The organism is Streptomyces albiaxialis (assembly GCF_039530985.1).
GTDB lineage: Bacteria > Actinomycetota > Actinomycetes > Streptomycetales > Streptomycetaceae > Streptomyces > Streptomyces albiaxialis.
This window is the reverse complement of sequence record NZ_BAAAPE010000007.1, coordinates 106,902-128,393: the sequence shown is the minus strand read 5'-3', so window position 1 is coordinate 128,393 and position 21,492 is coordinate 106,902. Positions and strand designations below refer to the sequence as shown.

Genomic DNA, 21,492 nt, shown 5'->3' with positions numbered 1-21,492 from the left:
TCACCCCCCGAACCAGGAGCCCGCGTCGAGCCGGTACGCGCCCGGCGGGACGACGGCCTCCAGCGCGTCCTCGACCTCCCGCAGCCGCTCGGCGCCCAGCGTCGCCGCCCACCGCCCGCGCAGCTCCTCGAAGACCTCGGCGGACAGCGCGAGCGCGTCGAGCCCGCGCGGCGTGAGCCGTACGCGCTTGCGCCGCGCGTCGGCCGCGTCGTCCACGCGCTCGGCATAGCCCAGCGCGGCCAGCCGGTCGACGGTCTTGCCCGCGGCCTGCTTCGACACCCCCAGCCGCCGCCCCAGCTCGCTCGCGGTCACGCCCTCCCGCCCCATGGCCTGCATCGCGAAGCCGTACGCGGGCCGCAGATCGGGGTGGCCCCGCTCGGCCAGCTCCGCGTGCAGCGCGTCGATGAGCGAGCGGAACCCCGCGAGGAGCATCAGCGGCAGCTCGAAGCCCCACCGCTCGGTACGCGCGGGCTCAGACATCACGGCGCCCCTCGACAGAGCCCTTGCCGCTTTCGACAACCAGGTTTACTGTTTCGACAACCACATTGTCCATCGTACGAAAGGCATCCCGTGCGCGAGAACCCGTTCGTCCAGCACACCCCCGAGACCGCGCCGCCCGCCGCGCGCCGCCCCCTGGAGCGCGTCGAGCAGGGCCTCGGCTATCTCCCGGCGGCCGCGGGCCGCCTCGCGACCTCGCCGCAGCTCCTGGAGGGCTTCCAGAAGCTCAACGCGCTCTTCGAGAGCACCACTCTCGACCCCCTCGCCCGCGAGGTGCTGATCCTCACGGTCGCCGTCCGCAACGGCTGCCACGTCTGCGTCGCCATGCACGCGAAGAAGCTCGCCGCCATGGAGGCCGATCCGTCGCCGGTCGAGGCCCTGCGTGCCGCGCGCCCCCTCGACGACCCGCGGCTGGAGGCCGTCCGCGTCTTCACCGGCGAGGTCCTCGATCACACGGGCGACGTCCCCCAGGAGGCCCTCGACGCCTTCCTCGCCCACGGGTACACCCCGCGGCAGGCCCTCGAAGTCGTCCTCGGCATCAGCACGTACACGCTGACGACGTTCGCCAACCGGCTGACCCGCGCCCCCCTCGACGAGCAGCTCGCGCCCTACGCCTGAGGGGTGCCGCTCACTTCCTCAGGGCCCGCACCGGCAGCAGGCAGTGCGCCGCGCCGGCCATCATCTCCTCGTTCACGAACTCCCGCAGCGCGTCCTCCTCGACCGGCGCCCCGGGCGTCCCCTCCGGCCAGGGCCGGGTCGCGAACATGAAGTAGACGACCCCGCGCTCGCCCACCGCCGTCAGCCACTCCGGCGTCGCCGGGTACTGCGCGGTGAAGTGCGGCATGTTCACCACCGCCTGGCCGCCCTCGACCATCAGCGTCACCGGGATCTGCGGACCCGCCGCCGTGCCGTCCACCAGCTCGGTGCCGAGGGGGAGCCCCACCTGCTCCAGCATCGCCCGCAGCGCCTCCTCGCCCGCCTCGGGGCCGTCCGGACCGTCCCCGAGCGAGTAGACGAGCAGGAACGGCATGTCCCGCTGGTCCTCCGGGTGTTCACCGGTCCAGCCGATCACGGTGAGGGTGCCGAACTGGCGCTGCTGGAAGCCGCTGCGGGCGGTCTGGGAGGTCATGCCCCGGACCCTAGTGGTGACATCGCGCCCATCCGGCCGCGAATCACCCTGAAAGGCGAGCGCGCGGCGGCGAGCACGCGGGAGGGGGCACGCTCGCTCATCCGTGCGTCACCGGGCGGCTGACGCGCGGTCGCCCCCTCGCCGCGCAAGCTGGAACCCGGGAGCAGGCATGGACTACCGTGAGCAATCGCACGATTACACATGGAATAGACGGAACAGTCCCGACCGCACTCGCACCACGGTGGTACGTATGAAGAACTCCGGCCCTGTCCGCTCCGCCTCCCCGGTCCAACGTGCCCTGATGCGGGCCGGTCTGCTCGCCACGGTCGTCGGCGCGGCCCTCGGCGCGGGGGGCACGACGGCGACGGCGGCCGACTCCTCCGGCCCCTCGGGCGGCGCGAACGGCGCGGGCGAAGCCGCGCAGGGCATCGCCGACGGCCTCACCGCCTCCCTGGAGGGCCTCGGCGGCACGGAGCACGCGGTCGCCGGACTGACCGGCACCCTCAAGAACCACCAGCTCGACCCGCTGGCGGGCACCGGCGCGGACCCGCTCGACAACGGGATCGCGACCCAGGTGGCCGACTTCCGCCAGGTCGGCACCGACACCCTGACCGGCCCCATCACGCGCGGCGACACCCTCGGCGAACTCCCCGTCGTGGGCACGGTGCTCGGCCCCCTCCCGGGCTAGGACCCCCGGCCCCCGTCCGGCCCGCCGGACGGGGGGAGGTCCGGACACGGAGAAGCCTCCGCCGCGATCGCGGCGGAGGCTTCCGCATGCGGGGCTTCCGCATGGGGGTCCAGCGGGTACGGCGCCTCAGTGGTTGGCGGTGCCGTTGCCGGCCAGGACCGGGATGTCGCTGAGGATGTGCGACAGCGGCTCGTCGCCCTTGGCCTGGGTCGAGTTGTCGGCGCACTGCTGGTTCTGCGGCGAGGACAGGACGTTGATGTCCTGAACGGTGATCGGCACGAGACCGATCAGCGAGCCGAGGTTGGCCTTGACCGGCAGGCCGACGCAGAGCTTGTTCAGGGAGCCCTGAACGGCGCTGAGCTGCGGGCTCATCTTGCCCTGGGTGGTGGAGTTGCCGAAGGACTGGGTCGCCCCGTTGCCGTTCAGCGTGGAGGTACCCGTGTCGTTGCCGACAGCCAGAGCCTGCGGCGCGGCCATGGCCGAGACGCCGACGAGGGAAACGGCCACGGTCGCCGTGGACAGAACCTTCTTCATCATGTGTTGCGTTCTCCTTGAAGAATGCGCGGAAGTCCGGGACGCCGGGTTCAACTGTGTTCCGCGCGAGGGGTTTTTCTCATTCACCTGAATGGAGTTCCCGAGGGCCGCCTGTCAGCCCAGTGGGAGTCCTCCGAGCAGGTCTCCGGTCCTGACCGTGTGCACGAGGCCGTCGGCAAGGGGGCCGTCGATCGGCGCGATGTCCAGCGTCTCGGACTGCAGCGCCTGGTAGAGCCCCTGATTGAGGCTGAGGGACGGGCTCGTGGGGGAGCCCGCCGGTGCGTCCGCCGCCACGGCGGGCGACGCGCCGCCGAGGGCCATCACCGAACCGGTCACGGCCACCGCGGTCTTCATGTGCTTCATAGTGGCGACACTTTCTCCCCGGCCATGGGGCGTCGTTCCAGGAACGCCTTGACAACGAGTCCGTGCGGTCCGGGAAACGCCGGATCCGGCTCTCGTGGGCCCGGGACGAGAGAAGGAAGACGCGGAACGGACCTGTGGGGCGATCCGTTCCGCGCGAGGCCCCGGAGGGTCAGGCGCGTCCCCGGGAACCCCTCCGGTACAGCACGACGCCTCCGACGAGGACGCCGGCGCCGAGAGCCGCCGCCGTGCCCACCCCGGCGCTGCCGGTGTCGGCCAGCGCGGGCCGCGCACCCGCGTCGGCGGCCGGTGCGGCCTTCGGCGCCGCGTGGCGGGCCACCTCGGCGTCCTCGGCCTGTCCCTCGTGGTGGTCGTTCCCGGTGATCTGCGGGACCTGCGACCGGTGCGCCGTGTCCCGCTCCGCCGGGGCCGCCTGGCGGGCGGGCTCGCGGACCGGCTCACGGGCCGGTTCGCGCGCGGGCTCACGGGCCGGTTCGCGCTGGGGCGCCGGATCGACGGACGGCTTCGCCTGGGGGGCCGGGGCCTGCGAGGCCGGGGCCTGCGGCCGGGGTGCCGTGTCCCGGGCGTCGGCCCCGCCGCCCGAGTGGTTCTGGCAGTTGTTGCCGAACGCGGGGTTCATCGCCCCCACGACATCGGCGGAATTGCCGCAGGCGTTCACGGGGGCGCCGACGGGGGCCTCCACCGTGTTGCCCGACAGCATGCCGGGCGAACCGGCGCTGCTGGATTCGGCGGAGGAGTCGGCCTGCGCGTAGCCGGCCACTGCGGCGAGAACGCCGCTGGTGGCGGCAACGGTCAGGAGGCTCCTGCTCAAGACCCTTCGCATGGTGTTTCCTGCTCTCAGTCCGTGGCGGAATCTTCGGGTGCCCCGCTTCCGCGCTTCAAGAAACCGGTCGGCTCCGGAGCGCGGGGTCCATGCCCCACGCTCCGGAGCCGGACCGGGCCGCTCCCGCGCACAGGGCGCGGAGAATCAGCGGTTCACGCAGACGTTCCCGAAGGCCGGGTTGAGCAGCCCGATGATGTCGATGGTGTTGCCGCACAGGTTCACCGGCAGGTGGATCGGCACCTGGATGGTGTTGCCGGAGATCACGCCGGGGGAGTTGGCGGAGGCACCGCTGGCGCCCGCGTCGGCGAGGGCCGGAGCGGCGGCGCTGCCCAGGGCGATGAGCGTCCCGGCGGCGACCGTCGCAACCTTCGTGTACTTCACGTTGAGTCCTTTCTTGAGCGGTGTTCGCTGGACCACGGATTTCGCGTCCACGAGTGTGCCGGGCTGAATGCCCGCAACTCCGCTTTCGCCATCCGTAACGAGCCCCGGGGGTTTTCGACACGAGGAAAAGGGAATTCATACCGGGCTCGCCCGGGCGGCGTAATGAGAAATGCGGAAAAGAATAATTCAGCAGATCTGCCGATTCCGGGAAACGCGGAGGACCCGGGCCGCTGGAAAGCGGCCCGGGTCCCCGGGATCTCTGAGTCCGGCCGGAGGCCGGGACGGGATCAGTGGTTCGCGGTCCCGTTCCCGGACAGGATCGGGATGTCCTCCAGGATGTGCGACAGCGGCTCGTCACCCTTGGCCTGGGTGGAGTTCTCGGTGCACTGCTGGTTCTGCGGCGAGGACAGGACGTTGATGTCCTGGACGGTGATCGGCACGAGGCCGATCAGCGAGCCGAGGTTGGCCTTGGCCGGGAGGGCGATGCAGGGCTTGTTGAGCGAGCCCTGGATCAGGGCCATCTGCGGGCTCATGTTCCCGTGCGTCGCCGAGTTGCCGTACATCTGGGTGGCGCCGTTGCCGTTGACCGAGGTGGTGCCCTCGTCGTTACCCACGGCCATGGCCTGCGGGGCGGCCATGCCGACGGCGATCGTGGCGACGGCCGCCGTGGCCAGCGCGTTCTTGATCATGATTTACCCTTCTCGAAGTGGTGGCTCGACTCAGGAGCGCACTGGTCAACTCGGCGGGGCGGGAATGGTTCCGCGTATTCACCCGGATGACGCGGACTGATCGATTCATCGGATTGTCGCGAGGTGTGATCTCCGTTCTCTCGCACACTGCGCCGAACGACGGAAGTGCGGCCCGGAGCCGTGCCCCGTGAGCAGGTGGTGCGTTCAGCAGATCGCGGCGCCCGTTCGGGGCCGTTGAACCACCTCCTGGAGGAGTGCTCCATGAACACTGCGAAGAAGGCGGCCCTCGTCGTCGCCTCCGCCGGCATGGCCGTCGGTGCCGCCGCCGGCTCTGCCGCGGCGGACTCGGGCGCGAACGGCGCTGCCGCCAACTCGCCCGGTGTCGTCTCCGGCAACGTGCTGCAGGTCCCGCTTCACGTCCCCGTGAACGTCTGCGGCAACAGCATCAACATCATCGGGCTGCTCAACCCGGCGTTCGGGAACACCTGCATCAACAAGTGACGCTCCCTTCCCCGAGCTGAGAAGAGGCCCCGCACCTGTGCGGGGCCTCTTCTTCTTGTGCGCGCGTGCTTCCTGTGCGCGCGTACGGCTGTCAGGGCGTCAGGAGCCTGTTCCGGAGGGCCTGGACGGTGGCGTCGTCGAGGCCGAGGCCCTCGCGGACGTACGTGCCGAAGTCGCCGTACAGATCGTCGGCCTTGTCGAACGCCGAGCGCAGCCACGACAGCTCGACCGCCTTGTCGCGGCCCAGGTAGTGATTGCTGGCCATGAAGTCGGCCTCGACCGTCTCGCGCGGGACGCCCAGGATCGTCAGCAGGACGGCCGTGCCCCAGCCCGTACGGTCCTTGCCCGCGCTGCAGTGGAAGACCGTGGCGCCCTTGTCGTTCGTGGCGATGCCGGTCAGCAGGTCCTTGAAGGCGTGGTCGGCGCCCTCGAAATTGACCATGAAGGGGTAGCCGATGGACTGGCCCAGGTCGGAGGAGCCGCTGAGCAGGCCCAGGGCTATCGCCTCGGCGAGCGTCATCAGGGCCGGGTCGTGGAACTCGATGCCGTGCTCCAGGGACGCCACGTCCGCGACGCGGTACTCGATGCCCTCCGGGATGCTGTCCGGGTCCTCCTTGCGCTCGAAGTAGTTGCGCAGGTCCACGTCGAGGCTGATGCCCTGGGAGAGCATCCTGCTCTGCTCGGCGCCCGTGAGAGAGCTGATCTTGTTGGTGCGGTAGACCTCGCCGTACTTCACCCAGCGGCCGTCGGTGGTGCGGTAGCCGCCCACGTCGCGGAAGTTCCGGGCGGACTCGATGCCGAACGAGCGCTCGGTGACCGTGAGCGGGCCGCCGCTGTCCGGGGTGAGGCGGAAGTACCAGCGCTCGGCCGCGGGCAGCTTCCCGGCGGGGACGGCGAGCGTGCCGGTGCCGCCCGCGCTGCCCAGGTCCACGCCGTCGCCGGTGCCGTCCGGGTTCCGGTACGCGGTCACGGACACCGTGGCAGCGGGCGACGTCCAGGAGAGCGTGTGGCTGCCGTCGGCCGCGCGTTCCGCCTTGGCCCGGGTGAACGGGACGGCCTGGGCCGCCCGCTGCTGTGCGGGCTGTGCGGTCTTCGCGGGCGTACGGTCCGCGCTGTCGGCCAGTACGGGCGGGGCCAGGGCCGCGCCCGAGGTGAGCAGGAGGGCCGTCAGCGCGGCCGTGGTGACGCGGTGTGTGCGGGACATGTGGGGTCTCCTCAGGGGGCCGGTGGGGCGGTGCAGGGCGCCGCGTCGCAGACGTCGACGACGCGGCCCGTGGAGAGGAAGGCCGCCTTCTGGCGGCGGGCCGCCGGGGCGTTGCGCGGGTCGGAGTGCGGGTCGCGCCCGTACGCCGGGCCGGTCGGCGGGGTGTTGGAGAGGGGCGGGGTCGGGGTGCCGCTGTCCCAGATCACCAGGGCCGAGCCCCGGTACGGCAGCTTCCCGGCGGGCCGGATCCCCCAGTACGGCACCCGGTCCGGGCTGCGGCCCGGCGCGAGCGCGGGGGTGACCAGGCGGGCGCCGAGCGTACGGGCCTCGACCTCGGCGGCGACGGGCGGCACCTGGTGGTCGCCGTACGCGACGTGCATCAGCACCTGGTGGGGCCGGGTGCCGGGGAGCGGGTCGCGGGTGAGGTGGTTGGCGTAGCCGTTGGCCTCGCCGTGGTCCCAGACCATCTGGGCCAGCGCGAGATAGAGCTGCTGGTCGAGCTTGTCGGGGTACGCGCGGTCGAGCACGGGGCGGAACCGGGTGAAGGCCGCGCTGCGGTCGAGCAGCAGCCCGTAGTTCATGCCGGGCACGCCCAGGACGCCGCGGGCGATGTCGGGCGAGGCGGCGAGCAGGGCGCCGCCGAGGATGCCGCCCTGGCTGTTGCCGTCGTACACCAGTCCCGCGCGGCGGTCGACGAGGGGCCTGCCGTCGGCCGTACGGAAGGCGGGGCCGGTGGTGAGGCCGTCGCGGTGGATCAGGGCGCGGCCGGTGAACAGGGCGCCCAGCAGGCCCTGTTGCGAGCGTTCCGGGATCGCGGGGAAGCGGCCCAGGTCCGAGAGCGCGGCGAGGACGGTGGGGATGTCCTCCTCGGCCATGCCGGTCCAGTCGGTCGCGCAGAACGTGTAGTTGTGCTCGGCGGCCATGGCCTTCACGTTCGCCGCGGCGACCTCCTTGCGGCGGCCCAGCAGCCCGTGCCCGTAGAGCGCGGGCCGGGACGGGCGGGCGAAGGCGGTGCGCGGGATCTCGCACTGGAAGGACGCCGTCTGGGTGTTCCCCGGCAACTGGCGCGGGCGCCCGTACGGGCCGGGGGAGCGGTGCAGCAGCGAGCCCGGCGGTCCTCCGGGGCGGTCGAGGAAGCTGGGCACGGTGATCTCGCCGTGCACCTCGCGCGCGATCCTGGGGTCCTCGGCCTCGGTGAAGTCCTCGACCTTCGTGACGCGGTGGGCCGGGGCCCGGCCGCGCAGCCCGCGGAAGGCGTCGTCGCGCAGGGTCAGCAGGTCCCCGGCGAGGCTTCGGGTGCCGGCGACCGTGAAGTCCCAGGCGAGCTGGAGGTCCTGGCGCTCCACCCCGGCCCGCTCCAGGTCGCGCAGCACGGGCCGCAGGGCGCGCTGCCGGGCGCGCAGCGGGTCCCCGTGCGGCAGCGCGGGTCCGGCGGCGCGCGCGAACTCCGGGCGTACGGGCAGGGTCCGGCCCGCCGCGTCCTTGAGGCCCCGTACGGCCACGGCGTAGTGGTGGCCGTCCTTGAGGTTGCGCGCGGGGTGGACCAGGAGGGCCCGGCGGTCCGCGCCGGGCGCGTTGGCGTCGAGTTCGGCCCAGTACGGCATGCGCCTGCCCGTGTCCCTGTCGAGGAGGACGAGGGGCGCGTCCCGGTCGAGCGAGGCGCGGATGTCGGTGACGGGCGCGGCCCCGCTCGCCCTCAGATCGACGTCGGGCACGTGGGCGAGGAGGGTCGAGCCGGGGGAGAAGCCGTCGAGCCGGTTCCAGGCGGCGGGGTCGGTGTCGCCGGAGAGCGTGCCGCGCGGGAACGTGCCCCGGCCGAAGGCGAGGCGGCGGCCGGTCGGGGTGCCCGGATCGGGGCGCGTGTACCAGTCGTTGGGGAACGGCAGCAGACAGGCCGTACCGCCGCCGAGGGGGTCGCAGCCCCCCGGGGAGGCGGGCCGCGCGGGGGCGTCGGGCGCCGCCCGCGCGGTGTGCGGGGCGGTGAGCAGGGTGGCGGCCGTCAGGAGCGCGGCGGCCACCGCCGTGGCGCCGGGCGCGCGCACCGCGCTCACCTCCCGGCGGAACGCGCCGTGGGGGAGGCCGTCAGCTTCTCGTGGACGATCCGCGCGTAGTTCTCCTCGCCCCTGCGGTTGGGGTGCAGCGGCGCGGCGAGGTCGGTCGGGACGAAGCCCTCGACCCACTTGTCCTTGGGCGCGGCGCACGCGTCGTGGCCCTTGCTCGGGGTGAACACGTCGACGTACGTGGCGCCGTGCGCGGCGGCCTGCTCGGAGATGACGCGGTTGAGGCGGTTCACGTTGCCCTGGAGCCAGTCGGCGTCGGAGGGCAGGACCGGCACGGCGGGCCAGCAGCCGCCGGGCTTGACGTAGTCGCCGTACCCGGTGACCAGGACGCGGGCCCGGGGCGCGCGTTCGCGGATGCCGTCCAGGACGGCGGCGAGCTTCGGCGCGAACTCGTCGACGCGGCGCGCGACCGTGTCCACGCCGCCCTCGGTGAACTCCTCCTGGCACTTCCCGCCGTTCGGGTCGAGCCGGAAGCAGTCCTGCGCGACGCCGACCAGCCCCGCGTCGTTGCCGCCGATGGTGAGGGTGACCAGGGTGGTGTCCACGCCGAGCGCGTCGAACTGCGGCGGGGCCTCGCCCGCGGGCACGCCCGCCACCGACAGCTTCTGCGGCTCGGTCATGTGCTTGCTGGACGCGCCGCTGCACGTCACGTCGCGGTGGTCGGCGGCGCCGAGCGTACGGGCCAGCTCGTGGGCGTAGTTGTGGGTGGAACGGCCGCAGGCGACCGGTCCCGTGATGTCGGGGATGAGGGGGCCCGAGGCCATGGAGTCGCCGAGGGACACATATCTCTCGCCCTGTCTACCGTCCTCCGCCCCGGCCGTCCCCGCCAGGGTCACCACCAGGGCCAGGGCGCCGGACACACTGAGCACCGCGCGCGTGCTGGGCTTCTTCATCTGCGACTCCCGCTGTCGTCGTCGTCACGTCCATGGGCCGTCCGCCGGACAGCATGGCGAGCGGGAGCGGCCGGGTGAACTGGCCGGTAACGCAGACTTCTCGAGGGTTCGTTGTGACGGAGCACAAGTGCGGCCCGGCCCCGGCTACGCCCCCTCGCTCACCCCGTACGCCGTCAGCGCGGCCTGGAGTTCGAGCAGGCCCGGCTGGCTCGCGGTCTCCAGGCCGGTGAGGCGGGTGACGCGGCGCAGCCGGTAGTCGACGGTGTTCGGGTGGACGTGCAGGGCCTCGGCGGTGGCGCGGCGGCTGAAGGCGTGCGCCGCGTACGTCCGCAGCGTCTCCAGCAGCACCGGGTGGCCGCGCAGCGGCGCGAGCAGCCCCGCGAGCCGGTCACGGGCCGGGCCGGGGCGGGAGAGCTGGTAGTCGATCAGCACGTCGAGGACGCGGTACGCGCCGGGCGCGCGGCCCGAGGCGCGTACGACGCCGAGCACCTCCTCGGACTCCCGTACGGCCCCGGCGACCGCGTCGTGCGCGGCGGCGGCCACTCCCGCGTGCACCCGGGCGCCCGCGCGCGACGCCACGCGCGCGAGGAGACCCGTCAGCTCCGGCCAGCCCTCGTGCAGCGCCCGCTCCGGCTCCTCGGCGGGCAGCAGCACCCGGCCGCCGTGCGGCCCGAGCGCGTAGAGGGCCTCGCCGCGGGTGTGGTGGTCCAGCTCCGCCTGGGCGCGGTGCACCTTTCGGCGCGCGGCGACGGCGGCGCTGACGCCGGGCCTGTGCTCGTCCGGGTGCTCGCCCAGCGCCAGCGTCAGCACGGTGTACGCGGGCGCGCGCCGCAGCCCCGCGCGCTGGGCGGCCTCCGCCGCGTCCTGGCCGTCGAGCAGCGCCGACAGCAGCGCGTGCCGCGCCGCCAGCTCCTGGCCGTGCACCGCCTCGCGCACCTCCTGGTACGCGTCCGTGACGACCGAGGTCACCAACTGGAGCTGCTCCAGCAGCAGATCCTGCACCTCCAGCACGGCCGGCAGGTCCTCGGGCCCCGCGTCCGCCAGCACCTCGTCCAGCCCGAGCCGCCAGCCCAGGTGGTACGCGGAGAGCACGGCGGACAGCGGGATCCCCTCCTCGGCCCGCCGCGAGGCCGACCGCGCCAGCTCCTCCAGCTCGCCGTCGCCGGGCGAGGGGAAGCGCCCGGTGCGCAGCGACCGTACGACGACGCGCAGGTTCTCCTCGCAGGCCCGCGTGATGTCCCCGGCCAGCTCCTCGCCGGGGAGCATGGCGTACGTCGGGAGCCGCTCGGTGAACAGCGCGACCATGCGCCGGGCGAGCGCGGGGACGGCACGGCCCAGCCGTACGTCGACCGGGACGCCGCCGATGAGGGGCGCGGAGTGCGTGGCCTGCCGCTGCCGTCTGTGCGGGTGCCGTCTGTGATCCGCCATGGACATGCCGGAACCATGCCCACTGCGGGCCGCCGTAGCTCCCCGGCGGCGGCCATGTGGTGCCCCCGGGGCCGAAGGTCCCGCCCCGTTCGGGCCATCTGCCCCTGCTGTGAGGGCTTCTGCCCTGTAAGGGTGGAGGCGCGGACGGCCCCCGCGTACGGCGGGCGGACGACCCCCGCGCACGGCGGAAGGAGAGCACCGGTGAGTGGCGCAGCCAGGGCATCAGTTGTGGTCGGGGTGGACGGTTCGCCGTCGAGCCTCGACGCGGTGGAGACCGCGACCCGCGAGGCCGCGATGCGAGGGGAGAGGCTGCACATCCTGCACGCCTTCGTCTGGCCGATGATGAACGTCCCCCTCGGCCCCTCGACGGTGGGCCCCGCCGACGGGGGGCTCAAGAACCTCGCGGAGAAGACCGTCCAGGAAGCCGTCGAGCGCGCCCACCGTACGGACCCCTCCGTGGAGGTCGTCCACGACGTCGTGACCGGCGAGCCCCTCACCGTCCTGGGCCAGGCCTCGCACGGGGCCACCCTCGTCGTCGTCGGCACGCGCGGCATGGGCGGCTTCACCGGGCTGCTCGTCGGCTCCGTCGCCGTCCACCTCGCCGCGCACGCCGAGTGCCCCGTCCTCGTCACGCGCGGGCGGCCCGACCCGGCGGGGCCCGTGCTGCTCGCCGTGGACGGCTCGGAGGTCGGCGACGCTGCCGTCGGCTTCGCCTTCGAGGCCGCGTCCCTGCGCGGCGCCGAACTGGTCGCCCTGCACACCTGGAACAACTTCACCGGCCCCGTCGCGAGCGGCCCCGGCGTCGCGATGCCGCTGGTCTACGACGTGGACCTGCTCCGCGAGGAGGAGGAGAGGGTGCTGCACGAGGCCATCGCGGGCTGGCGCGAGCGCTACCCGGACGTCACGGTGCGGCCCCGCCTCGTCGAGGAGTACACCCGCCAGGCCCTGATCGACGCCAGCGAGGAGTCCCAGCTCCTCGTCGCGGGCGCCCGCGGGCGCGGCGGCTTCAGGGGCCTCCTGCTCGGCTCCGTCAGCCAGGCCCTGCTGCACCACGCGCACTGCCCGGTGGCGGTCGTACGGGGCTCGATGCCGCGGAGCTGACGGACGCGGCGCCGATCCGCGCGGCGGCGATGCGCGCGGCGCCGATCCGCGCGGCGGGGGGGGCTTCGCCGGGAACGCTTCGCTCCGGACTCCCTCCCGTCGCACGGGGCCGAGCGCCTAGGCTGCGGGGACGGAAGATCGTGACGGGGGAGGCAGACATGTCGCTGCAAAAGGGCGCCAACGCGCCCGTACCGGCCGCAAGGGTCCGCGTCGAGCTGGGATGGCAGGGAGGGCCGGGCGTCCCCGAGGTGGACGCGTCGGCGCTGCTGCTGACGGAGTCCGGCAAGGTCCGCTCGGACGACGACTTCGTGTTCTACAACCAGCCCGTGCACCGGAGCGGCGCCGTTCGCCAGGAGGGCAGGCGCCAGGACCCGGCGGGCGTGCGGGAGACGGTCGGGGTCCAACTGGCCGGGCTGGAGCAGGAGATCACGAAGGTGGCGGTCGTGGCCTCGACGGAGGGCACGTTCGGGCAGGTGCCCGGGCTGTTCGTCCGCGTCGAGGACGCGGACACCGGCACGGAGATCGCCCGCTTCGACGCCGAGGACGCCACGACGGAGACGGCCTTCGTGCTGGGCGAGCTGTACCGGCGGAACGACGCGTGGAAGTTCCGCGCGGTGGGCCAGGGTTACGCCTCGGGGCTCGCGGGCCTGGCCACGGACTTCGGTATCTCGGTGGAGGAACCGGAACCGGAACCGGAACCGGCCCCTCAGGCCGCGCCGGCGCCGGCGCCCGTACAGGCGCCGCCCGCGCCCGTACAGTCGGCGCCCGCGCCGCCACCCATGGCTCCGCAGGCCCCGCCGATGGCCCCGCAGGCGCCGCCCATGGCTCCGCAGGCCCCGCCCATGGCGCCTCCCGCGGCGTCCGCGCCGCCGCCCGTGAGCCTCTCGAAGATCACGCTGACGAAGGCGGCACCGGCGGTGTCCCTGACCAAGCAGGGCGCCACGTCCGGAGCCCTGCGGGTCAACCTCCGCTGGAGCGCCCGGAGATCGAAGGGCTGGATGAAGAAGGGGAAGCCCGCCGTCCGGCTGGAGGACGTCGACCTGGACCTCTCCTGCCTGTGGGAGCTGCAGAACGGGGCGACGGGCATCGTCCACCCCATCGAGAACCAGTTCGGCTCCTATGACCAGCCGCCCTACGTCCGCCTCGACCAGGACGACCGTACGGGCGCGAGCGAGGCGGGCGAGAACCTCGTCGTCAACCTCGACCACCAGGCCGAGATCAAGCGCCTCCTCGTGTTCGTGGTCATCTACCGGGGCGCCGAGAGCTTCGCGGGCCTCGACGGCGTCGCCACGCTCTATCCGCCGGCCGGCCCGCCCGTCGAGATGCACCTCGACGAGTGCACGGTCCCCTCGCAGGTCGCCGCCGTCGCGCTGATCGAGAACAACGGCGGCGAACTGGTCGTCCGCCGCGAGGCCAAGTACATCGTGCGCGCGCCCGGCATCATGAAGCAGCAGTCGGCGGACCTCGAATACGGCTGGGGCATGACCTGGCACGCGGCGGGCAAGAGCTGATCCCTTCACCTCAGGGCTGGGCAGGGGCTGCCCCGATCCGTGCGTCGCAGGCTGCGGGCTGGGGGTGGCTGAGCGCGCAGTTCCCCGCGCCCCTTCGGGGCGCACTCGTGCGCGGCGCTCTGAAGCAGGCCCCGGAGGGGCCGCTTCAGGGGCGCGGGGAACTGCGCGACAAGCCACGATGACGGCTGCAGACTGCGACGCACGGCACGGGGCAGCCCCTGCCCCGTAGCCACGGCGGAGCGTCATGCGGTCGCACCAGAGCCCGCAGGCGCCTGGTGCGCCCGCACCAGGGGAGGTCGGGGGCCGAGGACGATGCCCTGCCCCCGCACCGGAAGGAAGTGTGGAAGGCGCGCGAATCCCGCGCATTCCCCTTGCTGACGGTGTCTGGAGTGATCGCAGGTGGCCGCATTTCTCTACCGGATCGGACGGTGGGCCTTCCGGCGGCGCCGGCTCGTGGGCGTCCTGTGGCTGGGCGCCCTCCTGCTGGCCGTCGCCGCCGCCGCAGTGGCGCCGGAAGGGCAGGAAGAGGACCTGTCCATGCCCGGCACCGAGTCGCAGAAGGCGTTCGACCTGCTGGACGAGCGCTTCCCCGAGGCCAACGCGCAGGGCGCCGAGGCCCGTCTGGTGTTCCGCGCGCCGGACGGGCGGCGGGTGACGGCCGAGGAGAGCAGGGCGGCCGTCGAGGACGCGCTCGGCTCGCTGGACGGGGGCGAGCAGGTGGCGTCCACCACCGACCCGTACAAGACCGGAGCCGTCAGCAAGGACGGCACCATCGCGTACTCCACGGTCACCTACACCGCGGACGCCGTCGATCTGACCGCGAAGGCGAAGAGCGCCCTGGAGGCCGCCGCCGACAAGGCCAGGGACGCGGGCCTCACCGTGGAGACCGGCGGCTCGGCGCTGGACGCCGAGGAGGAGCCGGGCGGTACGACGGAGATCATCGGCGTGGCGGTCGCGGCCGTCGTGCTGGTCGTCGCCCTCGGCTCGCTCGTCGCGGCCGGACTGTCGCTGCTGACCGCCTTCGTGGGCGTGGCCATCGCCTTCGGCCTCGTCTCCGCGCTGGCCGTGCCGCTGGGCCTGACCTCCACCGTCGCCATCCTGGCGCTGATGCTGGGGCTGGCCGTCGGCATCGACTACGCGCTCTTCATCACCTCCCGCTACCGCGACGAGCGCGCCCGGGGCAGCGAGCCGGAGGAGGCCGCGGGCCGCGCCGTGGGCACGGCCGGATCGGCCGTCGTCTTCGCCGGTGCGACCGTCTTCATCGCCCTGGTCGGGCTGGGCGTCGTCGGGATCCCCGAACTCACCAGGATCGGCATGGGCGGCGCGGGCGCCGTGGCCCTCGCCGTGCTCGTCGCGCTGACCCTGGTCCCGGCGCTGTTCGGCTTCTTCGGCCGCCGGGTGCTGTCGCGGGCCGTACGCAAGGGAGCCGGGCGGCGGCCGCGACAGGCGGCAGGGCCCGCCGGCCGGTCCGGGCTCGGCACCCGGTGGGCGCGGTTCGTGCTGCGCCGCCCGGCCGCCGTGCTGCTGGTCGCCGGGCTCGGCCTCGGCGCCGTCGCCGTACCGGCCGCGAACCTCGAACTCGGGCTGCCCGGCGACGAGTCCAAGTCGACCGAGACCACCCAGCGCCGCGCCTACGACCTGCTGTCCGAGGGCTTCGGCCCCGGCTTCAACGGCCCGCTGACCTTGGTGGTCGACGCCGCGGAGTCCGGAGACGCCGACGCCGACGCCGACGCCGGGGCCGCCGGGGCCGGGGCCGCCGCCGAGCGGGTCGTCAGGACCGTACGGGGAGTGGACGGGGTCGCCTCGGTCGGCGACCCGGAGCTGAGCCGGAGCAAGGACACGGCCGTCCTCACCGTCGTCCCCGAGACCGCGCCGAACAGCGGCGGCACGAAGGACCTGGTGAACGCGATACGGGGCGAGGTCTCCGGCGTCGAGGCCGGGACGGGCGCCACGGTCCTGGTGACCGGCACGACCGCGATGAACATCGACATCTCCGAGGCCATGTCCGATGCCCTCGTCCCCTATCTGACCGTGGTCATCGGCCTGGCGGTGCTCCTGCTGCTGGTCGTCTTCCGCTCGGTCCTGGTCCCCGTCAAGGCCGCGCTCGGCTTCCTGCTGTCGGTGGGTGCCGCCTTCGGCGTCCTCGTCGCCGTCTTCCAGTGGGGCTGGGGCGCCGACCTGCTCGGCATCGAGCAGACCGGACCGGTCATGTCGCTGATGCCGATCCTCGTCATCGGCATCGTGTTCGGCCTCGCCATGGACTACGAGGTCTTCCTCTTCACCCGCGTACGGGAGTCGTACGTCCACGGAGCCTCGCCCGGCGAGGCGATCACCGACGGATTCCGGCACAGCGGACGGGTGGTGGCCGCGGCGGCGATCATCATGATCAGCGTCTTTGCCGGGTTCGTCGGGATGAGCAGCCCGACCATCCAGACGATGGGCGTCGGCCTGGCCGCCGCCGTCGCCTTCGACGCCTTCGTGGTCCGGATGGCCATCGCCCCCGCCGTCCTCGCGCTGCTCGGCCACCGGGCCTGGTGGCTGCCCCGTATCCTGAACCGCGTGCTGCCGAACGTGGACATCGAGGGGGAGGCACTGGGCAGGCCGGTCCCGCCCACCGGGCCCGACGCCGGTCCGGGTGCGGGTCCCGGCGCCGGTCCGGGTGCCGGACCCGATGCCGGGCCGGGCGCGGGTCCGGACGCGGGCTCGGGTGCCGGGCCGGGCTCGGGTGCCGGGCCGGACGCGGCGGTGCCGCGGCTTCCCGTCGGCCGGCGCTGAGCGCCATGACGCACACGAGCAACGCCACCACGCGCCCTCGCGGCGCGTGGTGGCGCGAGGTGGCGGTCACGGCGACGGCGTTCGCGCTCTGCCTGCTCGGGGGCGTGCTGCGGGACGACGGCAGCACGCTCACCGCGCCGCCCGCGGCCGCCTACGTGATCGCGGCCGTGTCCTGCGCCGTACTGCCGCTGCGGCACCGGGCGCCCCTGGCCGCCATGGCGGTCACGACCGCGAGCGGCGTGCTGGTGCCGCTCCTGGGGCTCCTGCTGAGCCCGCTCATCGTGGCCCCCGCCGTGATCACCGCCTACTCGCTCACCGCGCGCACCGAACGGCACGCGGTGAGCGCGGTGACGCTCACCTCCGCGGCGCTGCTGGTCGCCTTCACCCCCGTGTTCGGGGCCCTCTCGTGGAAGGACGCGAGCAGGATGGCGGCGGTCGCGGCGTTTCCGCTGGTGGCGGGCGTACTCGGGCACGCGGTGCAGAGCCGTCGGGCCTATCTGGCCGCCGTGGAGGAGCGGGCCCTGCGGGCCGAGAAGACCCGGGAGAGCGAGGCGCGCCGCAGGGTGGCCGAGGAGCGGGTGCGCATCGCCCGCGAGCTGCACGACCTGGTGGCCCATCAGATCACCCTGGCCAACGCGCAGGCCACGGTCGCCGCCCACCTCTTCGACACCCGCCCGGAGCAGACCCGTAAGAGCCTGAACGAGCTGGTGGCGACCACCGGCGGCGCGCTCGACGAACTCCGGGCCACGGTCGGCCTGCTGCGCCAGACCGGGGACACGGCCGGGCCCGAGGAACCGGCGCCCGGACTCTCCCGGCTCCCCGCGCTCCTCGACTCCTTCCGCCGCGCGGGCCTGGAGGTGACGGTGGCCGAGGAGGGCACGGCCAGGCCGCTGCCGCCGGGCGTGGACCTCACCGCGTACCGCATCGTCCAGGAGGCGCTGACCAACGTGACCAAGCACGCCGGTACCGCGAGCGCCCGGGTGCGCCTCGTCTGGAACCGCGACCGGCTCGCCCTCACCGTCTCCGACGACGGCGGGGGCGGGAGCGGGGGCCGGGGCGCCGGCCCGGGCAAGGGCGGGCGCGCGGGATCGATCGCGTCCACGCTGCCCGAACGCCCGCCCGGTTACGGTCTGATCGGCATGCGCGAACGCGCCACGGCGGTCGGAGGGCACCTCTCCGCGGCCGGGCGCCCGGAGGGCGGCTTCCTCGTCTCCGCCGAGCTGCCCCTCCCGCCCGCCAAGGACACGGCGCGGAGACCCGACGGAACGACGACCACCGAGGGGCGCATGACTGACGGGACGACGGGCGCGGGCGACGGCCGTACGGAAGCGGAACGCGGGGGACAGACAGGGGGTACGGCGTGACGCTGCGTGTGCTGCTGGCCGACGACCAGGCCCTGCTGCGCGAGGCCTTCCGACTGCTGCTCGACAGCGCCGACGACATCACCGTGGTCGCCGAGGCCGCCGACGGCAGGGAAGCGGTGCGGCTCACCCGGGAACTGCGCCCGGACGTGGTGCTCATGGACATCCGCATGCCCGAGGTCGACGGCCTCACCGCCACCTCGGAGATCTGCGCCGACCCGGACCTCCGCGCCAGCCGGATCCTGATCCTCACGACGTACGAGACCGACGAGTACGTCGCGCAGGCGCTGCGCGCGGGCGCCGGCGGCTTCATCGGCAAGGGCATCGGCGCCGAGGAACTGCTGGACGCCGTGCGGACGATCGCCGACGGCGACACGCTGCTCTCACCCGCCGCGACCCGCTCCCTCGTCACCCGCTTCCTGGCCACGCCGGACGAGCCCCCGCCGAGCGACCCCGAGCGGCTGGCCGTCCTCACCCCGCGCGAGCGCGAGATGGTGGCGCTGGTCGCGACGGGCCTGTCCAACCAGGAGATCGCCGAGCGGATGTACCTCAGCCCCTTCACCGTCCGCGCCCATGTGCAGCGCGCCATGACGAAGCTGGACGCCCGCGACCGGGCGCAGCTCGTCGTCATCGCCTACCGGACGGGCCTCGCGCGGACCGCCCCCGACGGCGGCACCGATCGCCCGTCGTAGACCGTGGACCGTAGGGCCGGAAGGCCGTACGGCCCGTAGGCCTGTGGCGGGGCGACCGGCGCGCGCCGCCACAGACCTACGGCCGTCCGGCGGCTAGGCGGCGAAGTCCGGCAGGGCCAGGGCCGAGTGGGCCGGGCGCGCGGCCGCGGCGGGCAGGGTGACGAGGTCGCGCAGCATGGTGTTCCGCTGCACCAGGGCCCGCGCCGTGGTGGGGAAGAGCGTGGCCGAGCCGTTGTCGACCAGCGCCTGGTTCATGGTGACGAACTTGCGTACGCCCTGCTCGTAGGCGGCGAAGGCGGCCGTGTGGTCGGGGTGCGTGGCCAGGGCGTTGGCGAGCATGTACGCACCGGCCAGCGCGAGGCTCGACCCCTGCCCGGTGAGGAACGAGGGCGCGTACGCGGCGTCGCCGACGAGCGCGACGCGACCGCTGGACCAGTGCGGCATCCGGATCTGACCGGCGGTGTCGAAGAACAGGTCGTCCGCCCCGCGCATGGCCTCGACCATGCCGGGGACCTCCCACCCCGCGTCCGCGAAGACCCCGGCGACCAGGTTCCGTTGTGCCGCGGGGGTCCGGAGGGTGTCGGCCGGCGGTTCCGGCAGGTGGAAGTTGAGGAAGGCGTGCAGCTCGTCGTCGCCCCCGACGGCGTAGAGGGCCGCGGCCTTTCCGGGGGCGTTCCACATCATGAGTTCGTGGGAGAGCCCGAAGGTGTTGGGCATGGTGAATATCGCGAAGCAGTAGCCGAGGTAGCGGTTGAACTGTTCCTCGGGGCCGAACAGGAACTCGCGGGTACGGGAATGCATCCCGTCGGCGCCGACCACCAGGTCGAACGTACGCTGTCGGCCCCCGCGGAACGTCACCTCTACCCCTTCCTGGGTCTGGTCGAGGGTGTCGATGGAATCGCCGAACAGGAATTCCACCTCGTCCCGCACCAGCGCGTAGAGGCTCGCGGCCAGATCCCCGCGCCGTACCTCCAGATCCTGTCCCTCGACACCGCCGGAAACGGTACTCGGGCTGAGCGAGGCGAGGGTGCTGCCGTCGGAGTTGAGGAAAGTGCAGCGCCGCGAGTCGATGTGCGCTTCCCGCAGTTCCGGCAGAATTCCCATGCGCCGGACGACCTCTGTCGCGGTACCGCGGATGTCGATCGGATAACCGCCGTCGCGCAGCGCCCCCGCCTTCTCCACGACGGTGACGGCGAATCCGGCCCGGCGCAGCCAGTACGCGAGGGCGGGCCCGGAAATACTGGCGCCGGAGATCAGAACGGAGGGGGTGCCGGACGTACCGGCGAAGGGGGTAGTGGGGGAACCGATGGAGATCATGCCCGAACCTCTTTCTTCGTGACGCGGACGAGGAGAAGTGATGTCGCGGCGACGAGACCGGCGACGGTGAATCCGGTGACGAAGGCCGCCTCGGACGGCTGGTCCGCCCCGGCTCCGGTCCCGGCCCCGGCGGCGAGGATCGCGCCGGCGACCTGGGCGCCCAGGGCGACGCCGATCACGCGGGTCACCACGAGCAGGCTGGTGGCGATGCCGGTGTCCCTGGCCTCGACGGCGGTGGCGGTGCCGGCGAGCAGCGCCGTCGTACCGACGCCCGCGGCGAACGCGGCCAGCACCTTCGCGAGCGCGAGCTGCCACGCCGCGGAGTGCACGGAGGCCAGCGTGAGCATCGTGGCCGCGGTGACGACGGCGCCCATGACGACCACGGCACGCGGCCCGAACCGCCGTGCCGCGACCCCGCCGACCGAGTCGCTCACCGCGCCGACCACGGCGCCGGGCAGCAGATACAGCCCGATGTCGGTGGTGCTGATGCCGAAGCCGTGCCCGTCGGCGGAGACCGAGAACATCTGCGGAAGCAGAAAGGTCACCATGCCGAAGGCGGTGGTGATGACGAACGTCAGCACGCACGCGTGCCACATCGCGGGCTTCGCCAGCATCCGGAGATCGACCATCGGCGCCGCCGCCCGGCGCTCGACGGCGACCCACCCGGTGGCGAGCGCGACCACGAGCAGCGTGAGGACCCCGACCCCGAGCGGCGGCAGATCGCCGTTCGCGACAGTCACGAGCCCGACCATGAACGCCAGCAGGGTGCCGCTCAGCAGGAGCACGCCGGGCCAGTCGATCCTGTGGCCCGAGCCGATCGGCGGATCGTGCGGCATCAGCCGCACCACGGCGAGCGTCGCCGCGATGATCGCGAACGTCGGCAGGGCGAACATCCACTGCCAGGAAAGGCTTTCCGCGATCGGCCCGGCAATCAGGGTCCCCACGATTCCGCCGCCCGTGAACAACGCGACGACGAGACCGATCGCCCCCTGCGACTCTCCCGCGGGAAGGTTCTTGCGCACCAGAATGAACGACAGGGGCAGCGCGCCCACCATGACGCCCTGCAATATCTGGCCGAACAGCAGCACCGGCAGATTCGGCGCGATCCCGGCCAGCAGCCCACCGGCCGAAACCACGGCCATCAGCCCGACCAGCACCCGCTTTCCGCCGTAACGGTCACCGAGCTTGCCCGCGACGGGCGCGACGACCGCACCGGTGATGAGCAACGTATTGCCGATCAGCGCCCCTTCGGCGGCACTGACCCCCAACTCCTCCTGCAGCAACGGCAACGCGGGCTCGACCACCGACTGCAGAGTGCCGAGGGCGAGCGCCAGAATTCCGAGAGCGCCGATCGCCAGCTTTCCGATACGTGCGGGGCGGACCGGGGAAATCACAGCTTCGGACATGGACGTCCTTCGTCGTCAGGGATTCGCGCGAATTCCACGCACCCCCACGCTCCCGCCCCGCCCCCCACCCCCACATCGTCCCCACCCCCCGACTCCCCCTGGTCCCCCCACACCAGCCCG

At 73.3% G+C, this 21,492-nt stretch carries 21 protein-coding genes; 8 read left to right on the top strand and 13 right to left on the bottom strand.

Translation table 11 applies throughout. The features are described from left to right. Positions 1–480, bottom strand: coding sequence for a MarR family winged helix-turn-helix transcriptional regulator (locus tag ABD343_RS11520; RefSeq protein ID WP_344526880.1), 480 nt, complete (start codon positions 478–480; stop codon positions 1–3). Positions 481–570: 90 nt separating this feature from the next. Here ABD343_RS11520 and ABD343_RS11515 point away from each other — a divergent pair, with 90 nt between their 5' ends. Then, the gene (locus tag ABD343_RS11515) at positions 571–1,116 is read left to right on the top strand and encodes a carboxymuconolactone decarboxylase family protein (protein WP_344526878.1); all 546 of its coding nucleotides are present in this window, start codon (positions 571–573) and stop codon (positions 1,114–1,116) included. Between the two features lie 10 nt (positions 1,117–1,126). Here the strand turns inward: ABD343_RS11515 and ABD343_RS11510 are convergent, their stop codons facing one another. Beyond that, positions 1,127–1,627 carry a DUF5949 family protein gene (locus ABD343_RS11510; protein WP_344526876.1) on the bottom strand — a complete coding sequence of 167 codons (501 nt, stop codon included), beginning with the start codon at positions 1,625–1,627 and terminating at the stop codon, positions 1,127–1,129. Between the two features lie 250 nt (positions 1,628–1,877). Here ABD343_RS11510 and ABD343_RS11505 point away from each other — a divergent pair, with 250 nt between their 5' ends. Next, positions 1,878–2,315, top strand: coding sequence for a hypothetical protein (locus ABD343_RS11505; RefSeq protein WP_344526874.1), 438 nt, complete (start codon positions 1,878–1,880; stop codon positions 2,313–2,315). A 126-nt stretch (positions 2,316–2,441) separates the two neighbouring features. Here the strand turns inward: ABD343_RS11505 and ABD343_RS11500 are convergent, their stop codons facing one another. The 5 genes from ABD343_RS11500 to ABD343_RS11480 all read right to left on the bottom strand — a co-directional run bounded on the left by ABD343_RS11500 (position 2,442) and on the right by ABD343_RS11480 (position 5,123). Beyond that, positions 2,442–2,849: a rodlin gene (locus ABD343_RS11500; protein WP_344528514.1), complete on the bottom strand. Its 408-nt coding sequence runs from the start codon at positions 2,847–2,849 to the stop codon at positions 2,442–2,444. Positions 2,850–2,963: 114 nt separating this feature from the next. Continuing rightward, positions 2,964–3,203 carry a hypothetical protein gene (locus ABD343_RS11495; protein ID WP_344526872.1) on the bottom strand — a complete coding sequence of 80 codons (240 nt, stop codon included), beginning with the start codon at positions 3,201–3,203 and terminating at the stop codon, positions 2,964–2,966. A 178-nt stretch (positions 3,204–3,381) separates the two neighbouring features. Further along, positions 3,382–4,053, bottom strand: a complete 672-nt coding sequence (locus ABD343_RS11490) for a chaplin (RefSeq protein ID WP_344526870.1) — start codon at positions 4,051–4,053, stop codon at positions 3,382–3,384. Between the two features lie 144 nt (positions 4,054–4,197). Next, positions 4,198–4,434, bottom strand: coding sequence for a chaplin (locus ABD343_RS11485; protein WP_344526868.1), 237 nt, complete (start codon positions 4,432–4,434; stop codon positions 4,198–4,200). Between the two features lie 287 nt (positions 4,435–4,721). Next, the gene (locus ABD343_RS11480; RefSeq protein WP_344526866.1) at positions 4,722–5,123 is read right to left on the bottom strand and encodes a rodlin; all 402 of its coding nucleotides are present in this window, start codon (positions 5,121–5,123) and stop codon (positions 4,722–4,724) included. A 261-nt stretch (positions 5,124–5,384) separates the two neighbouring features. Between ABD343_RS11480 and ABD343_RS11475 the strand changes: the two genes are divergently transcribed. Next, complete coding sequence (locus ABD343_RS11475; protein WP_344526864.1) at positions 5,385–5,624, top strand: chaplin; 240 nt, start codon at positions 5,385–5,387, stop codon at positions 5,622–5,624. Between the two features lie 91 nt (positions 5,625–5,715). Here ABD343_RS11475 and ABD343_RS11470 read toward each other — a convergent pair whose 3' ends face one another. From ABD343_RS11470 to ABD343_RS11455, 4 genes are all read right to left on the bottom strand, one after another. Beyond that, on the bottom strand, positions 5,716–6,828 hold the full coding sequence (locus tag ABD343_RS11470; protein ID WP_344526862.1) for a tyrosine-protein phosphatase: 1,113 nt from the start codon (positions 6,826–6,828) through the stop codon (positions 5,716–5,718). 11 nt (positions 6,829–6,839) lie between these two features. Then, complete coding sequence (locus tag ABD343_RS11465) at positions 6,840–8,870, bottom strand: hypothetical protein (protein WP_425578154.1); 2,031 nt, start codon at positions 8,868–8,870, stop codon at positions 6,840–6,842. Between the two features lie 5 nt (positions 8,871–8,875). Beyond that, positions 8,876–9,781, bottom strand: a complete 906-nt coding sequence (locus tag ABD343_RS11460; RefSeq protein WP_344526860.1) for an SGNH/GDSL hydrolase family protein — start codon at positions 9,779–9,781, stop codon at positions 8,876–8,878. A gap of 144 nt (positions 9,782–9,925) precedes the next feature. Continuing rightward, positions 9,926–11,215 carry a PucR family transcriptional regulator gene (locus ABD343_RS11455; RefSeq protein ID WP_344526858.1) on the bottom strand — a complete coding sequence of 430 codons (1,290 nt, stop codon included), beginning with the start codon at positions 11,213–11,215 and terminating at the stop codon, positions 9,926–9,928. 195 nt (positions 11,216–11,410) lie between these two features. On the opposite strand from ABD343_RS11455, the gene ABD343_RS11450 reads away from it, so the two are divergent. The 5 genes from ABD343_RS11450 to ABD343_RS11430 all read left to right on the top strand — a co-directional run bounded on the left by ABD343_RS11450 (position 11,411) and on the right by ABD343_RS11430 (position 18,649). Then, positions 11,411–12,310, top strand: coding sequence for a universal stress protein (locus ABD343_RS11450; protein WP_344526856.1), 900 nt, complete (start codon positions 11,411–11,413; stop codon positions 12,308–12,310). A 158-nt stretch (positions 12,311–12,468) separates the two neighbouring features. Then, positions 12,469–13,821 (top strand): TerD family protein, encoded by a 1,353-nt coding sequence (locus ABD343_RS11445; protein ID WP_344526854.1) that lies wholly within the window; start codon positions 12,469–12,471, stop codon positions 13,819–13,821. 399 nt (positions 13,822–14,220) lie between these two features. After that, entirely contained in the window at positions 14,221–16,596 is a 2,376-nt protein-coding gene (locus tag ABD343_RS11440; RefSeq protein WP_344526852.1) for an MMPL family transporter, read from the top strand. Between the two features lie 5 nt (positions 16,597–16,601). After that, positions 16,602–17,960 carry a sensor histidine kinase gene (locus ABD343_RS11435; protein WP_344526850.1) on the top strand — a complete coding sequence of 453 codons (1,359 nt, stop codon included), beginning with the start codon at positions 16,602–16,604 and terminating at the stop codon, positions 17,958–17,960. After that, entirely contained in the window at positions 17,957–18,649 is a 693-nt protein-coding gene (locus ABD343_RS11430) for a response regulator transcription factor (RefSeq protein ID WP_344526848.1), read from the top strand. The genes ABD343_RS11435 and ABD343_RS11430 overlap by 4 nt, the downstream gene beginning before the upstream one ends. 93 nt (positions 18,650–18,742) lie before the next feature. On the opposite strand, the gene ABD343_RS11425 is transcribed toward ABD343_RS11430, so the two are convergent. Both ABD343_RS11425 and ABD343_RS11420 read right to left on the bottom strand, forming a co-directional pair. Then, complete coding sequence (locus ABD343_RS11425) at positions 18,743–19,966, bottom strand: FAD-dependent monooxygenase (RefSeq protein WP_344526846.1); 1,224 nt, start codon at positions 19,964–19,966, stop codon at positions 18,743–18,745. Continuing rightward, entirely contained in the window at positions 19,963–21,372 is a 1,410-nt protein-coding gene (locus ABD343_RS11420) for an MFS transporter (protein ID WP_344526844.1), read from the bottom strand. Before ABD343_RS11420 ends, ABD343_RS11425 begins: the two co-directional genes overlap by 4 nt. Between the last annotated feature and the right edge of the window lie 120 nt (positions 21,373–21,492).